The organism is Fusibacter sp. 3D3, from assembly GCF_001748365.1.
In the GTDB taxonomy this organism is placed as follows: domain Bacteria; phylum Bacillota; class Clostridia; order Peptostreptococcales; family Acidaminobacteraceae; genus Fusibacter_A.
This window is the reverse complement of sequence record NZ_BDHH01000030.1, coordinates 33,349-48,220: the sequence shown is the minus strand read 5'-3', so window position 1 is coordinate 48,220 and position 14,872 is coordinate 33,349. Positions and strand designations below refer to the sequence as shown.

General features: G+C 35.0%; 15 protein-coding genes, 1 pseudogene and 2 riboswitches. Of the genes and pseudogenes, 5 read left to right on the top strand and 11 right to left on the bottom strand.

Annotated elements, in window-relative coordinates; all coding sequences use genetic code 11:
• From F3D3_RS21770 to F3D3_RS21760, 3 genes and pseudogenes are all read left to right on the top strand, one after another.
• Nucleotides 1-435 (top strand): annotated as a pseudogene (locus tag F3D3_RS21770) (IS481 family transposase); the annotation flags it as partial.
• Nucleotides 432-1,238 carry an ExeA family protein gene (locus tag F3D3_RS21765; protein ID WP_242877126.1) on the top strand — a complete coding sequence of 269 codons (807 nt, stop codon included), beginning with the start codon at nucleotides 432-434 and terminating at the stop codon, nucleotides 1,236-1,238. The pseudogene F3D3_RS21770 and the gene F3D3_RS21765, both read left to right, overlap by 4 nt.
• A gap of 10 nt (nucleotides 1,239-1,248) precedes the next feature.
• Entirely contained in the window at nucleotides 1,249-1,569 is a 321-nt protein-coding gene (locus F3D3_RS21760) for a DUF6618 family protein (protein ID WP_069876545.1), read from the top strand.
• A gap of 115 nt (nucleotides 1,570-1,684) precedes the next feature.
• On the opposite strand, the gene F3D3_RS24795 is transcribed toward F3D3_RS21760, so the two are convergent.
• The 10 genes from F3D3_RS24795 to F3D3_RS24340 form a co-directional block, all read right to left on the bottom strand.
• A complete protein-coding gene (locus tag F3D3_RS24795; protein ID WP_069876544.1) occupies nucleotides 1,685-2,533 on the bottom strand; it encodes a GGDEF domain-containing protein in 849 nt (282 codons plus the stop codon).
• A 522-nt stretch (nucleotides 2,534-3,055) separates the two neighbouring features.
• Entirely contained in the window at nucleotides 3,056-3,256 is a 201-nt protein-coding gene (locus F3D3_RS21750; RefSeq protein ID WP_069876543.1) for a CsbD family protein, read from the bottom strand.
• Nucleotides 3,257-3,730: 474 nt separating this feature from the next.
• Entirely contained in the window at nucleotides 3,731-4,519 is a 789-nt protein-coding gene (locus tag F3D3_RS21745; RefSeq protein ID WP_069876542.1) for a transglutaminase family protein, read from the bottom strand.
• A 12-nt stretch (nucleotides 4,520-4,531) separates the two neighbouring features.
• A riboswitch (cyclic di-GMP riboswitch) is annotated at nucleotides 4,532-4,613 on the bottom strand.
• Between the two features lie 180 nt (nucleotides 4,614-4,793).
• Nucleotides 4,794-5,582: a transglutaminase family protein gene (locus F3D3_RS21740; protein WP_069876541.1), complete on the bottom strand. Its 789-nt coding sequence runs from the start codon at nucleotides 5,580-5,582 to the stop codon at nucleotides 4,794-4,796.
• 14 nt (nucleotides 5,583-5,596) lie between these two features.
• Nucleotides 5,597-5,678: riboswitch (cyclic di-GMP riboswitch) on the bottom strand.
• Between the two features lie 68 nt (nucleotides 5,679-5,746).
• The gene (locus tag F3D3_RS21735) at nucleotides 5,747-6,514 is read right to left on the bottom strand and encodes a class D sortase (protein ID WP_069876540.1); all 768 of its coding nucleotides are present in this window, start codon (nucleotides 6,512-6,514) and stop codon (nucleotides 5,747-5,749) included.
• Nucleotides 6,515-6,665: 151 nt separating this feature from the next.
• Nucleotides 6,666-10,316 (bottom strand): LPXTG cell wall anchor domain-containing protein, encoded by a 3,651-nt coding sequence (locus F3D3_RS21730; protein ID WP_069876539.1) that lies wholly within the window; start codon nucleotides 10,314-10,316, stop codon nucleotides 6,666-6,668.
• 92 nt (nucleotides 10,317-10,408) lie between these two features.
• Complete coding sequence (locus F3D3_RS24350) at nucleotides 10,409-10,576, bottom strand: hypothetical protein (protein ID WP_175438452.1); 168 nt, start codon at nucleotides 10,574-10,576, stop codon at nucleotides 10,409-10,411.
• A gap of 39 nt (nucleotides 10,577-10,615) precedes the next feature.
• The gene (locus F3D3_RS21725) at nucleotides 10,616-11,968 is read right to left on the bottom strand and encodes a rhodanese-like domain-containing protein (protein WP_069876538.1); all 1,353 of its coding nucleotides are present in this window, start codon (nucleotides 11,966-11,968) and stop codon (nucleotides 10,616-10,618) included.
• Nucleotides 11,969-11,993: 25 nt separating this feature from the next.
• A complete protein-coding gene (locus F3D3_RS24345; RefSeq protein ID WP_175438451.1) occupies nucleotides 11,994-12,155 on the bottom strand; it encodes a hypothetical protein in 162 nt (53 codons plus the stop codon).
• Between the two features lie 310 nt (nucleotides 12,156-12,465).
• Nucleotides 12,466-12,639 (bottom strand): hypothetical protein, encoded by a 174-nt coding sequence (locus F3D3_RS24340; RefSeq protein ID WP_175438450.1) that lies wholly within the window; start codon nucleotides 12,637-12,639, stop codon nucleotides 12,466-12,468.
• 543 nt (nucleotides 12,640-13,182) lie between these two features.
• On the opposite strand from F3D3_RS24340, the gene F3D3_RS21720 reads away from it, so the two are divergent.
• The gene (locus F3D3_RS21720) at nucleotides 13,183-13,602 is read left to right on the top strand and encodes a hypothetical protein (RefSeq protein ID WP_139132177.1); all 420 of its coding nucleotides are present in this window, start codon (nucleotides 13,183-13,185) and stop codon (nucleotides 13,600-13,602) included.
• A gap of 282 nt (nucleotides 13,603-13,884) precedes the next feature.
• A complete protein-coding gene (locus tag F3D3_RS21715) occupies nucleotides 13,885-14,313 on the top strand; it encodes a hemerythrin domain-containing protein (protein ID WP_069876536.1) in 429 nt (142 codons plus the stop codon).
• A gap of 132 nt (nucleotides 14,314-14,445) precedes the next feature.
• On the opposite strand, the gene F3D3_RS21710 is transcribed toward F3D3_RS21715, so the two are convergent.
• Nucleotides 14,446-14,751, bottom strand: a complete 306-nt coding sequence (locus F3D3_RS21710; protein WP_139132176.1) for a hypothetical protein — start codon at nucleotides 14,749-14,751, stop codon at nucleotides 14,446-14,448.
• Nucleotides 14,752-14,872 lie beyond the last annotated feature (121 nt).

The window sequence follows — 14,872 nt, the reverse complement described above, 5'->3', positions numbered from 1 at the left end:
GATCAATGGCTTGCGGCTCTGGATATTCGGGATTTTCATTCCCTTGATGAGTTGCGTGGTAATCTTTTAGCTTACGTCCAAAGGTATAATCAGTCACCACACGCCTCACTTAAAGGGTCTTCTCCACAGGATCGCTTCTTTTCAGAACCCGAACGCATCAGGCGTCTTACTGATGAGGAGATTCAAAAACACTTCCTCCTTGAAATTGAAAGGCGCGTTTCCATCGATTGTGTCATCACCATCGATCAGATTGAGTATGAAGTTGATTATCGCTTTGCAAAGCAAAGAGTTCGCCTACGCTACTCTGCGGATATGGCATCTATTTTTATTGTTGAACACGATGGCACTTTTACACCTATCCGATTACTCAACAAACACGAAAACGCCTTTGTTAAACGAGAAAAGTTACATTTGTATAGAGGTGAAGAAGTATGAACATGAACTATATCGCCCGCTACGGTTTGGAATTCAACCCTTTTTTAAAGAATTCTAAAGAAGTTCTTGTTGACACCAAAGAATATCGTGAAACCCTTTTCCGTCTTGATTATTTAGTCAAAACAAAGGGATTTGGTCTTCTTACGGGCACTCCTGGTCGCGGAAAAACCACTGCTATCAGGCACTGGGCGAATAACCTCAATCCCTCTTTATATAAGGTGATTTACTCTAGTTTTTCTACGCTCACAGCTAATGATTTTTACCGCAATCTTGCTGTAGAACTTGGAGCGCAACCCGCTTTTCGTAAGCCTGATAATTTCAGAACTATTCAAGATGAAATTTCACGACTTGCCATTGAAAAACGAAAAACACCCGTTATTATCATTGATGAAGCCAACTATATCAATACCGCCATTCTCAATGACCTTAAGATTCTCTTTAACTTTGAAATGGATTCTAGAGATCGCGCTGCCATACTCCTTGCTGGACTGCCTTCTCTCAATTCAACACTTCGTTTGGGCATCCATGAGCCCTTTCGTCAGCGCATCGTGATGAACTATGACATGGGGGGCTTAACAAAAGAAGAAGGTCGATGCTATATAAATGATAAGCTTAAAGGTGCTGGATGCACTCAATCCATTTTCGATGATAATGCTATCGAAGCCATACTCAATGCCGCCGATGGCACACCCCGAATTATCAATAAGTTTTGCAACGCGAGCTTACTCATCGGCGAAAGTCACAAAGCGTCATCTATTAATACTGACATGGTCATGCAAGCCATTAACGATACTGAACTCTAGGAGGTTTTTTATGATTTTTGATTATCGTTGTTCTAAAAGTAAATCTAAGTCTGGCTCTTGGGAAGGTCAAGTCCAGTTGCTCACTACCGTTCATCCCTATGAGATAAAAATAACCGCTCGTGGAAGTTGTTTTCACATCATTTGTGGTCACTACGCCCATGGTAACTTCTTATGTATTCCTASCCATGGCGTGGCAACTGAACTTGCGGCACTAACCGATACCTTCTGGAACTTAGAACGCCTTACGAATTATCATCCGAATTTTTCAAAAACAGATGCCATCAGCATTATTTATGCCTTGAAGGCGATTAGTTCATATATAGATATTTAACTCAAATCATAAGCGAGGTCACTCGCTTTTTTTCTTTGGATCATTTAATATGCACTAAATATGAGGCAGTTTATTTAATGTGCTCATTAGGCCGCTAATAATTTGCTTCTGATCCCTAGACTAGGCACGATTTAGGATTAAACAATGCGACTGATGGTGGTGCTTTTAATTTGACGGATAACACCTTATTAAGAAGTTCATCTCCTAAATCATGTCCAAAGGAATCGTTAACTAACTTTAAACCATTGACATCAAACATAATGATCGAAAGCGGAAGATTCTCTTGTGTGTCTAAAATCTTTAGCTGCTGTTCATAATATCTTCTGTTATATAATCCCGTAAGGTGATCGTGCGTGCTTAAATAAGTTAGTTTTTCTTCACTTTCTTTCAACTTCATCTCAGCTGTTTTTCTAGGTGTAATATCACTTATAACCATTCTGCAAACGGACAATTCATTTTCCATAGCAACAGTAGATTTCATATACCCCCAAAAGCTAGACCGATCCCCCATTACCATTCTAAGTTCACATTCTTGGGTCAACTTGGATTCAAATAACTGTTTCAGATAATCCTTATATGTGCCTCGATCTTCTCTGGCTATATATTTAGACAATCGTTTTTTCTCAAGACTATGCTTTGATTCTTCAAACATTAACGCAGCCGTCAGGTTTGACTCAATAATGAGTCCTTTTTCTGAAACAATCAAATAACCTTCAGGCGCTAGATCATAAATATCAAAGTATCTGGCTTTAATACGTTCAAGTTCCAACTGTGTTCTTCTAAGTTCATCATTTTGCATTTCAAGTTCAAATTGATATACCTTTAATTCATGAAAAAGCGCATCAATTTCTCTAAGTGACAAATGCTCCAATTTTTCATCCTTGTATTTGTCTTCCTTAGTTATTAATGTTTCTACAATTTCGCGCAAATTCTTTTCAATATTTTTATCGCTTACTTTTTTCACGATGCGCCTTCCTTCTTCAACTATGAACTCTCGTGGTAATGAATCACACTAATGTTGGCGTGTATAATTTTCATTTGTTTAATGGTTAGGGTGTCAAAAGCCAAAAGTTGAGCACCCCTCTCCCCTATGATGTCGTTTACGGGAAGTACGTGATACAGCATAGGGTAGAGGATTAATGCGAAACTGACTTTTGACACCCTAACCTTTAATTTCACATGAATAATCTTACCTAATGTATATAACCTTTGGGGAGATGAACCCCCACTTCTTAAAGTGGGGGTTCATCTCCCTAATTCAGTGGGAGTCCAAACGCCCACTGAATGCAATCCTAACGGATTGCGCAAGGGTTACGAAGGTAGCATAGCGGACTGAGTATACGCTTTGATCCATAAAGAAATATCTGCAATTTGCAGATATTTCTTTTATTGCATATCATTAATTTTCGTCCAGCTTAGAGGCCGGAATGTTTAACCGCTCTAAGTGGTTAGACGAGGACGGGTCAGGCAAAACAAGGTTTTTGCGTTAGTATTGTCCTTTTTCAAACGCTCTAATTTCTTCGTCCGCTTCGTCTTTGCTCTTACCATATTTCTCTTGAATCTTTCCCGAAAGAATTTCTACATTACCTTCTATAACATCAATTTCATCATCAGTAAGTTTACCCCACTGTTTTTTTACGTTTCCTTTAACTTGTTTCCATTTTCCTTTTAAAATTGATTCGTTCATTTTATGCCTCCCGTGTATTTTATATTGATCCATCCGATAATGAATCATTCCCGCATACCGGGTGCTCGGTTTCCATCATATAACCGGTAGTTGTACCTACTCCGCTTTATTCATTCGGATTGTATATTTATACCCATTGAAACAGACTTTATGCATAATTCAATAAAAAATTTAAATATCACGTTTTCAAAATATAAAAGTTTGCTTTTAAAAAAATATAAAAACGTTGATTTATTCAAGTTTATAACTATTTTGATATATTAGTTATTTTTTTAACAATTGTATATTTATACACTCGTTTTTAGATACTCTTCCGTGACGACCATGATATAGTTGTTTATTTGGGTATCCATAGAGTCGAAGCCTAAATATGGCTGATGGCGAAAGATCACAAGGAGACCATAACAACGTGGATACAAACCGATTCACCTTTTCATAGACTTCTACGATATATGGATAAATTAAAAAAAGGAATCAGTATACACGTTGATTTGTGTAATCACTTTTATTTTTTTCCATATTAACATCGATATCTTTTTGTCTATATTGAGCATCAATCGTTGTATCTATAACGATCCATTTGTCTTCGCTTGATATATAGACTTCATTCCACGCATGATAATCATCAAAATAAGTCGTGTATCCCATAACAAGCTTTGTTGGAATATCAACACTTCTTAACATTGCTGCAAACAGAGATGCATAATCATAACATATTCCACTTTTTGAATTAAATATAAATTCAATTTCTGGTAAGTAATCATTTTTCACAATAGAAGCCTTATAATAATCGTACTCAATATTATTAATGATATATTCATATATTACCTTAATTTTTTCTCTATCATTTTCAATACCTGTTACCAACTGTTTTATTTTTTTAACTGCTAACATTGAATCATCCCATTGAATTACTTGAATTGAATTTAAAAAAACAGCATTCTCATTATCTATAGTTACGTCAATATTCTCACTTGAAATAACTCTATATTTGTTTCCACTTACATTTTCAAGCAAAGTTACTGTATAAACACCTTCTCCCATCTGTAACGGGAAATACTCTTGAGCATTATGCATGTGGTACACATACTTTTGAGATTCTTTTTGAATGATAATTCTAATCTCATCTAATTTTTCTTCATTATATTCAATGGCAACAACCCCTTCATTTGTTGTGTCAATATCCATCGAATTCTGTCCAAATGAGAAGTTAAAGAGTGAAGTCGTAAATACAAAAATAAAAAATAGCATCATTTTTTTCATAAAAATCCCCCCTTCGGTAGCTTGGCTGCCATTCTAGTGTTAAGGCCCATTAGCTTTGCGTCCTATTGTTTCCAATAGTTTGCCGTTATCGGTGAAAAGTCTCTTACGATTGTTATCTTCAGCTATCGATGGTATTTTTATACCCTGAGATTTCTAATAAAAACAGATTTTCTTTCCTGTGCTCAACCTTACTCCAAATTGCACATAAAAATACCCCGAAGAAGGTCTGCTTAACACCGATTCTCCAGGGAAAAGAATTCAATTACAAATCAATTTAATATATACGTTCGCTTGTGTAATCTCTTTTATTTTTTTCCATTTCTACAGTCTTATTTTTTTGAATATACTGTGCATCAATTGTTGTATCTATAATGATCCATTTAGCTTCACTTTCAACATATACTTCATTCCACGCATGATACGCATCCAAATTGGTTGTATGTCCCATGACTAATTTGGTAGGAACATCTACACTTCTCAGCATCGCTGCGAATAAAGATGCATAGTCATAACAAATGCCACTTTTTTTATCAAATACAACTTGAATATTAGGTAGGTAAGTATTGCTCACTGAAGACAACATTTGATAATCATATGCAATACCATTAACAATATAATCGTATATCACTTCAACTTTTGCTCGATCACCGTTTAGACCAGCAACTAATTCTTTTGCTTTTATAATTGGTACCATCGTATCATCCCACTGAACCCTTTGAATTGAACTTAAAAAAACAGTGTTGACCTGTTTCAATGTTACATCAATATCTTCACTTGAAATAACTTTATACTTAGTTCCATTTACATGCTCAAGTAAAGTCACCGTGTAAATACCATTCCCCATTTGCAATGGAAAAATTGCATTGTTGCTGTGCATACGATATACATATTTTTCATTTCCTTTTTGAACAACAACTCTAGTATCCTCTAAATTTTTTGCATTATACTCAATGCCAACAACACCTTCATTTGTCGTATCAATATTCACTAAATCTTGACCAAAAGAAAAATTGAACATCGAAGCTATAAAAAAAAGAACAGAAAATAATACCATTTTTTTCATGAAAAAACTCCCCTTTCGGTAGCTTGGCTGCCATTCTAGTGTTTAGGCCCATTAGCTTTGCGTCCTATCGTTTCCAATAGTTTGCTATTATCGGTGAAAAGTTTTTGTTAATTATTTTTATTTAATTATTTACATTATACCTCAAAGTTGTTGATAGAAACAACTTATTTCATTTTTTTTAAAATGCCCTTCACAATTAGTCTTGTAGGTGGGTGTTTAACATTGATCGGATCGCAAGTAATTAATGTAATTTCACTAATCCCATTATCTTCAAGCACCGAAAAATCTGTTTCATCCACAATACTTATACCATTTACCTCATATACATATTGATTATTATCTTTATCCACAACACATATCTCATCCCCAATTTCTATCTCATTTAATCTGTTGAAATTTTTCCCATAAGTTCTGCTTCTATGCCCTGCAATAGCATAATTATTATTTAACCACGGTTTTCCAGATTCATTTAAACTGGCTATGGATATGTTGAGATGTGTAGCTGAGGCGCCTTCAATTATGGGCAGATACAAATCTATTTTATCGATCTTCAAACTACCTTCTATTGGCCAATCTTTCATATTGTTCTTTTTCTGCATTGTATTTTCTAAGGTCTCTATAGGATCTGGATTTTCCATTTCTGCAGAAGGCAAAATATTTTCTTCATACGCTTCCGACACCTCTAACGCATCTATTTTACCCTTTTCAATTTTAGGTTTTAGGACCACTTCACTGCTATTATTTATAAGACGCTTTTGGACTTCTGTAGTATCATCCTTAACGGAATCTACAGATTGTAAGTGGTTTAAAAAACTCTCCATCAGTTCTTTTTGCTTACTTTCGTAATAAAAATGACTCGCACTTGGATATATGATCAGAGCACAGCCCAGCAATATAAGTATTACAGATATTATTTTTATATTATTTTTCATAACGGGCTTACCCCTTTACATCAAATTAAGCCAATGCCTTTCAGAGGTTAACGCCCTTCTTTAAAAGCTTCAACTCAACTCTATTTGCGATAATAAAAGCATAATGGGTCTTTTTTTATTTCAGAAACCCATCATGCCTATATCTTAGTGATTATTTTTTTGATTTATTAAATCTGACGCCTGTAAATACGCCACATCCTATCAACAAGATCCCCACAAGATACATGAGTAGTGGTGATGCTTCCCCTGTTTGTGGCAAAGCATCCACATCAATGATAATTGTTCCTGAAGGTATTTCTTCATTATCAATTTCTACAAAAAATTCATCTTCTGTCCCATTGGGTTGTACGCTCGTTTCTCCAGATTCAGGAATATCAACATCACCACCAGCAGGTATTTTTTCATCATCTACCAGAGTAGTTTCCTGTGTTGAATCTGGGTCCGGTGTTGGATTTGGGTCCGGTGTTGAATTTGGGTCCGGTGTCGGATCTTTATCTTGATCTAACGTTGGACCTGGTTCCCTTTCATTCACTCTTACAACCTCAACTATTGCTGGTGAATTGGTATCCACATTAACATTGAACGTTGTATCCTCTAGTGTATAACCTGCTGGTGCTTTCGTTTCTTTTACACTATATGCGCCCAGAGCAACATCATTTATTAACGCTATACCATCCTGTCCTGTTGTAACCGTCTTAACAACTGCACCCTTTGAATCTTTCACTTCAAATGTTGCACCTGAAAGCACTACAGAATTATCTGCTTTATCTATTTTTTTAATTTTAATGCTTTTAATCAATTGGTTTTCCATCGTGTAGGTGATATCCTTTGTCGCACTACTTAACGTAAAAGTATGTTCACCGTTACCGATAATTTTATAACCTGTTGGCGCTTTTATTTCTTTGAGAGTGTAAGGCAATCCAAATTTCAACTTATCAAATACGATCTTTCCGTTTGAATCGGTTGTCACAATGGTTCCTACCATATCTCCAAATTTATTAAACATTTTAAACTCAGCCCCTTGAAGTTTAAGTGATGAGTTGTCTTTATCTACTTTAATAAGTGTTAAGCTTCCGTTCTTCGCTGAAGCCGCACCACCTACCTCTTGAACTGCAACCTTTATATTAGAAGAATCGCCACTTTCTTCACCATAGCTACCTTTAAATTTGATGCTATTGGTAAAAGTTGCATTCTTATGAGTGGAATCAATATCTGTCTGAAATTTTAACAGATAGGCTTTATCGATTGTTTTATTAAACTTGAATGTAAAAAGTCGAGTTGCTGCATCATAATCAATGTTGCTTGATAAAACTTCAATCTCATCCCCAATTGTATATGACCCATTTGATTTAACATTTAACTCATACAACTTAACAGTGGCACTATCTAAAGCCAATCCTTCCTGTAAGATATCTTCAAGAACAGGCGTACTAATCATTTGAAGATTTTTATTAATAACAACATCCCACTCTATAAAAGTATCGCCAGCATCATATTTTCCTGTTTTCTTTACAACTACACGATCGATCCATTGAGTGCCTTTATCTTCAATATAATTTGGAATATCATCTCCAAAAAGTTTTGCAGTATTTTCGATAACACTTGATCCATTTGTATTGAAAAGTGCCAAATCTGTGATTTGAGTCTTAAATACTATTTTTTGTTCTGTATTAATCATCGATGGGAAATTATATGTGAATAATTTGCTGTTTTTATCATAACGATACCCATCGGTTGCTGCTGCTTTTGCATCAGTTCCATTTATTTTGACTGATCCAGCCACAAATGCTTGTCCCTCAGGAATAATATCTTCAATACGTGCATTTTGTATCGCCATTTTATTTTGGTTAACAACAATTTCCCACGTTATAGTTCGGTCGATATAATCGTAACCAATACCATTTTTATCAATTAGTTTACTTACATAAGTTTTGCCTGCTGTAACAGATGACTTAGGAATATTATCGCCCTCTAAATCTGCTTTATTGATAAAATATAGACTTCCATTTACTGCATATACTGTATTGTCTAAAACCTTAGTTCTATATTTTAAAGTATAAGTGTTATCAATGCTTGTGTTAGCACCTGTTTTATGCCCCTCAAAATTATACGCAAACACATTTGTTGTCGCATCGTAATGAAAACCAGTATTTGTAGCGACGTCATTAACACTAAAAGAATCCACAACATAGGATAGCCCCACTGGAATAGTATCTGTGATAAGAGGCGACTCAATGTTTATCTTGTTTTTATTGACAACAAGTTGCCATTCAATTTCATGAGTTGAAGAATTTGCATTATTGGCTTTTTTACTTATGACTTCTGTATTTGCTTTTACATTTACGCCCACAGATGCGTTGCTTGGTATACCTGTTCCAATCAACTTGGCTGTATTCTTATAAACTTTTGAATCATTAGATACATATGCATTCGGATCAACAACATCAGTTGTATAGACCAATACATGCGGTTCTTTTATTTCATTGCTCATTGTATAAGTCAATACATTCCCCGAATAAGTTAAATTCGCACCTAATGTCACTGGCACATTATCAAACTTTATGCTGTTGGTATCTAAGGCTAATCCTGCAGGGATAGTGTCTTCAATTTTAGTGCCTGCAGGTAACGTGAAGTAGTTATTATTAATCTTAACTGTCCATTCAATTTGTTTAGTCGTACTCTTATGCGATCCCCATTTTTTTATAAAATCAGATTTTATATTACGGTTGGAAATTGCAGTCTCTTTCTTAACAGCTTTAGTATCTATATCTAAATATTGTACATCCGCAATATTTTTAAATGAAATCGTTTGTGAATCTGATGTAAACGCTGTTATATCAGGTGTTGTTTTATAACTGATTGTATAAACTTCATTTGGATTCGTGTTAATTGCATTTTTAAAAGCAACTTTTAGCGCTTTCAAAGCACCACTGGGTTCAGTGACATCTACTGAAGTATTTTGATCCCATCCTAGTATATTGCTCTTAATCGTAAACGCCCCCCCTATATAGGTTTGTGTATCTTCTATTACATCGTCGAGGATAACGTTTTCTATTGGCAAATTTGAGGTCGGTTCTGAGTTTGGTTTAAGTTCAATTTCCCAAGTAATTTCATTGTTTTGAGCATTGTAATTATTTGTCTTTGAAATGTTTACTTTCGTTTCTTCTGGCGTTGTCCCAAAATTCACTTTAATCTCATAATTGCTTTCTCCATTGAGGTCAAAAATTATACTAGTATCACCTTGATTGTCGATATTAGAACTTTCAAATCTTCTTTCAACCCAGAAATTCCCATTCACATTGCTCAATGCATTTTTTTCTACAAAATCTGTAAAAATAATTTTTATTGTATTATCTGTAAAGAAATTTGCGTTAGCAATTGTATTTCCATTTTCATCATTTAATGGATAATTTAAAAAATCCTTATCGATCGATTGAATCGTTTTAGGGATCTGAATCGTAAAACGATCCCCTTCTTTCACATTCATAGTGTTAGGGATTTCAAAATAATATTTAATTTTCAATTCTGCATCTTTTGAAACTGGCTCTACAAGCATATTGCCATTCACATCTGTGAGCTCAATTTTCTTTATAAAACTATTTCCAAGGTTTACTATAACACCTGAACCTGTAGTGACATTTACTGCTGAACCCGAAGTAACATTTACTGCTGAGCCCGAAGTAACATTTACTGGATTGTCAGCATAGGTCATTTGATCTTGTGGAAAGATGCCAACAAACATGCTTAATAGCATAATAATAATAAGCATTTTACTAATAGTTCGACTATTTTCTTTTTTCATATTCTTTTCTAACTCCTCGTATAATAGTTTTTTAGAGATATCACTCTATTTTAATTAAGTGTGTGCCTTATCTTGTTGAAAATGTTCGTTACCTATAAAATACGGTTGCTGCCACATTGGACATGAATAATCAATTTTTGATGGCTAATGCCTGATTTATTTCCTATTTTCTTTACCGCAGGTAAAAATAACGCAACTGCTCCGATATTCTGCATAAATGGCAAAAGTATTATAAATACAATGATTACATCTGTATTCATGATAACTCTCCAATGTACACCAAAACAGGATTACTTTCATTAAACAAAATTTCTATACATTTCTGCCCCGCCAGTTATGACCACCGCGTTGTAGCCATTTCCTTTAAGATAGGAAGCAGCCGTTGTTGCTCTATTTCCAGAACCACAAAGCACGTAAATTGTCTTATTAGGCTCTATCTTTTCTAGGCTCTCATTGAGTTTCTTAAACGGTATACTAACTTTATTTGTATCTGGATCTTTTTCTTCCACTTCATGGTCGTCTCGTATATCTAAAAGTATAAAGTCATCACCCTTTGCCATTTCCTTATATGCTTTTGCTGATATCGCTTCAAGTTGATCGATTTCGCGACCGCTTTTTTGCCACATTTCAATACCATTAGGCAAGTATCCCAAAAAATTATCAAATCCAATTCGTTTACAATACCAATATATATCTTCCATATCCCCAATTTGTCCATCGATAATAAATGTGAATTTGACTTCTGGTGAATAAATGGATCCTAAGAATGCCGTTAAGTTACCTTTGGGTAAATATATAGATCCTGGTATATGTCCCCCGATAAACCCTTCTTTTGTTCTAGCATCAAACAAAAGTACATCCGATTTCACATCAGATAGTTCATCCACCGTCAGTGTATTGAGAACCACTTCATTGTGAACAAAATCTGAACCTTTTACGTTAAGTACTTCCATATGATTAAAATACCTTGGCTTAATTCTCATTTTTGCATACTTCGCTATAAATGTTTTTTTGGATTGCACCTGTAAGAGTGCGTTCTTTGCCTTTTCGTATCCAAAAGATGACATTGTTCTTTCGTCCATAGCATCGCCGCATGCAGAACCAGCACCATGAGCAGGACATAAAATCACATGTTCACCTAATGGAAGCAACTTTTCGAATACGCTCTCATATAGAAGACCCGTCATTTTGTCAAGGTTTTCTTCTCCATAAAAATCCGTCCTTCCAAGGTCACCCATGAATAAGCAATCCCCTGTAAATACAACGAACGCTTCTTTCACACCTTCTTCATACACCACATAACTCATATGCCCTAATGTATGTCCAGGCGTGTGCATCGCCTTTAAAGTTATCTTTCCAATGGCGAGTTCAAATCCATCTTGAATCTTTTCGCCATACACGTGCCCCAAATCTTCATGTTCCGAAATATAGATTGTTGCGCCAGTTTTTTCAGCCAGTTCCATAGAGCCAACAATAAAATCTTTATTTCTATGCGTCTCAAATATATGCTTTATGCGCATTCCCGCTTTTCTTGCTTCATGCATGTAAATTTCTACATCTCTCATCGGATCGATTACAGCGATGTAATCTCCATCACCGATCATATAGGAATAATGCGCTAGTCCCTTTGTTTCAATTTTTTTAAAATACACAGTGGTCTCCTTTGGTTAAACTCTACTAAATGTTGTTATCTGACATCACCCTTCTAATTTCACATTCATGGGCCAGCTTGGATTCAAACAACGGTTTCAGATAATCATTATCTGCGCCTCGATCTTCTCTGGCTATATATTTAAACAATCGTTTTTTCTCTAGACTTTGCTTTGATTCTCCAAACATCAAAGTAGCCGTCAGGTTTGACTCTATAATGAGCCCTTTTTCAGAAACAATTAGATATCCTTCAGGTGCAAGATCCTAAATATCATAGTATCTGGATTTAATTCGTCCAAGTTCCAACTGAGTTATCCTGAGTTCATCATTTTGAATTTCATGTTCAAATTGAATTAGCGTCTCCACAATTTTGCGTAAATCTTTTTCAATATTTTTTTCAAATCGTCAATCTAACCGACTACATAAAATAAGAAAGAAATATCTGCAAATTGCAGATATTTTTTATGTTGAAATTACTAAAGTTAAAACTTTGGTGCATTTATGTCAGTAAGTGCATTGTTTTGTCTGTAAGACGAGTAAACTTCATCACGCATACTTCATCACGCATATTCTCTGTTTCAAAAATACCAACTAAAACTATATTATTTTTACCCATGCGGTTATCACCGTTGTTGGTATGAACTGATTCACTTTCAACATTATTATTGTTCATAGATTCAAAAAAATGTATCATTTCCTGATGTGTATTTCATAATATGCGCTTTTTTTGTCAGTATTTTCTGACGGTTTTTACGTTAGTATTTTCCTTTTTCAAATGCTCAAATTTCTTCGTCTGCTTCGTCTTTGGTCTTACCATATTTCTCTTGAATCTTTCCCGAAAGTATTTCTGCATCACCTTCTATATTTTAATCCTCCCGTGTATTTTATATAATTCATCAGATAACGAACCCTTCCCACATACGGGATGCCAGGTTTCCATCATATAACCGGTAGTTGCATTTATCTGCTTTATTCATCCACATTGTATCTTTATACCCTTATGAACTGATTTTATGCATAATTAAATAAAATATTTTTAACTTTCAGCTTTAAAAGCGTAAATTTCAGTTATAGAGAAATATTAAAACATTGGAAAATACACATTTATAACTATTTCGGTATATTAGTTATAAATTTAACAATTGCATAAATATGCATTTGCTTTTTAAATGGTTTTCCATAACAATTGAGATATAGTTGTTTATTTGGGTATTCATTGAGTCGAAGCCTAAATTTGGCTGATGGTGAGAGATCACAAGGAGGCAACACGCTTGTCATGCAATCCGGTTGCCATGGTTCATTCCTCGGACGAATCGACTTAGAGGTATCCGACGGAAAAATCACAAACTATTTACATCAACTAATCGAAGTGGACGCAAGTATTACACCAGATCCGTCTATCACCAATATCATAGAGCGCGAACTTGCGCCCTTTAAAGAGATGTTGGATACAGTTGTCGGTGAAACGGCTACAGCGTTAAATCGTTACACAATGTTGGAATCCACAATGGATAATTTTCTTTTGCAATCTATTTTGGATGTGTCCAGTGCTGAAATGGCTTTCTCTAATGGATGGCGATATGGTGGACCTGTGATTCCCGGACCGGTTACGATGAATGATTTATATAACCCTTGAGGAGATGTCCTCACTGCTCTAAGTGGGGGTTCATATTCCTAATTCAGTGGGAATGCAAACGCCCACTGAATACAATCCGATAGGATTGTGCAAGTGTTACGAAGGTAGCGAAGCGAACTGAGTATACGCTTTGATTATCATTCCAATGAACCCACCCATTAGCACCGTTGAACTTACAGGTGGAATCATTGGAACTCACACGTACCTACCATGTGGCATTTGTGACCGAGCAAGGTGTTTCAAAAAAATATGGACGCAATAGAAGGGAAATGAAGGTACAGTATGGACGTGTTGATGCACATCAAAGAAGAATATGTAGTATTTCCACTCGTTAAAGAAAATGTTAAGGGTGAAGATGCTGATGTTGTTCTCGAAATGATTGAAGAACATAGTCTTGGAATGTATCGGTTCAGTGTATTAGAAAAAACATCGGTAGAAAATGAAACTTGGGACACTAAATTCAGTGTACTCAAGGAAGTCCTTGAACACCATATGGAAGAAGAGGAAAAATCATTTATACCACTAGCAAAAAAAGTTGTACCAAAAGAGCATTTAACAAGTATTTTAGAAGCATTTGAGAAAGAATTGGGAAAGTATAAAAAGGAAAAAACAACTGGTGGAGAGTTACATCAAATCGTTGAAGGGGAACATGCAACTGACATTATAGGACTTCCGTTTTATTATATGCATAAGCGTAAGAATAAAGCTTAGTTCAAGAGATTGGTGAATTTGTTTAAAATAACATTTATAAAAAAGCCCCTACCCACTCAATAATATTGAGTGGGTAGGGGCTTTTTATGAATACTCTTGAATTTAATGAATTTTGTTATGGTTATCGTTTATTTAAACTTTATCTTTTAATTCAGATATATCACCTTTAAACAGGACGTCATTATCCGCCATATGTTTTAACAAGCTCTCCCTAACTTGACTAATACTAATATCTTCGCTAGTCGTAATATRGCCTAACAAATCTGCATTAGGAACTAGAGTTCTTATACCACCACCAAACTCCCACTCATTYGACTCAATAAAATCCATAAATTTGTGATAAATGYCGTTATAAAATTCATCACAAATCTTAAATACGAAAAATTCATTTGTTATATTTATAGGATCTATATAGCCTTCAATTTTAAATTTTTTCATAATTAAATGCCTTTCAAAATTTATTTCCATCCAGCCTGTTTCCGAATTGAATTTAGAGTATCTAGACCCAATTTGGTATGCTAACTTGTCATATCGATAAGTTAGCTTGACATCTCGATAA

What these genes read in the sequence shown, in the direction of transcription:
- F3D3_RS21765 (WP_242877126.1), top strand. Translation starts at nt 432, where the DNA reads ATGAACATGAACTATATCGCCCGCTACGGTTTGGAATTCAACCCTTTT.
- F3D3_RS21750 (WP_069876543.1), bottom strand. Translation starts at nt 3,256, where the DNA reads ATGAACGAATCAATTTTAAAAGGAAAATGGAAACAAGTTAAAGGAAAC.
- F3D3_RS21745 (WP_069876542.1), bottom strand. Translation starts at nt 4,519, where the DNA reads ATGAAAAAAATGATGCTATTTTTTATTTTTGTATTTACGACTTCACTC.
- F3D3_RS21740 (WP_069876541.1), bottom strand. Translation starts at nt 5,582, where the DNA reads ATGAAAAAAATGGTATTATTTTCTGTTCTTTTTTTTATAGCTTCGATG.
- F3D3_RS21735 (WP_069876540.1), bottom strand. Translation starts at nt 6,514, where the DNA reads ATGAAAAATAATATAAAAATAATATCTGTAATACTTATATTGCTGGGC.
- F3D3_RS21730 (WP_069876539.1), bottom strand. Translation starts at nt 10,316, where the DNA reads ATGAAAAAAGAAAATAGTCGAACTATTAGTAAAATGCTTATTATTATT.
- F3D3_RS24350 (WP_175438452.1), bottom strand. Translation starts at nt 10,576, where the DNA reads ATGAATACAGATGTAATCATTGTATTTATAATACTTTTGCCATTTATG.
- F3D3_RS24345 (WP_175438451.1), bottom strand. Translation starts at nt 12,155, where the DNA reads ATGTTTGGAGAATCAAAGCAAAGTCTAGAGAAAAAACGATTGTTTAAA.
- F3D3_RS24340 (WP_175438450.1), bottom strand. Translation starts at nt 12,639, where the DNA reads ATGAACAATAATAATGTTGAAAGTGAATCAGTTCATACCAACAACGGT.
- F3D3_RS21715 (WP_069876536.1), top strand. Translation starts at nt 13,885, where the DNA reads ATGGACGTGTTGATGCACATCAAAGAAGAATATGTAGTATTTCCACTC.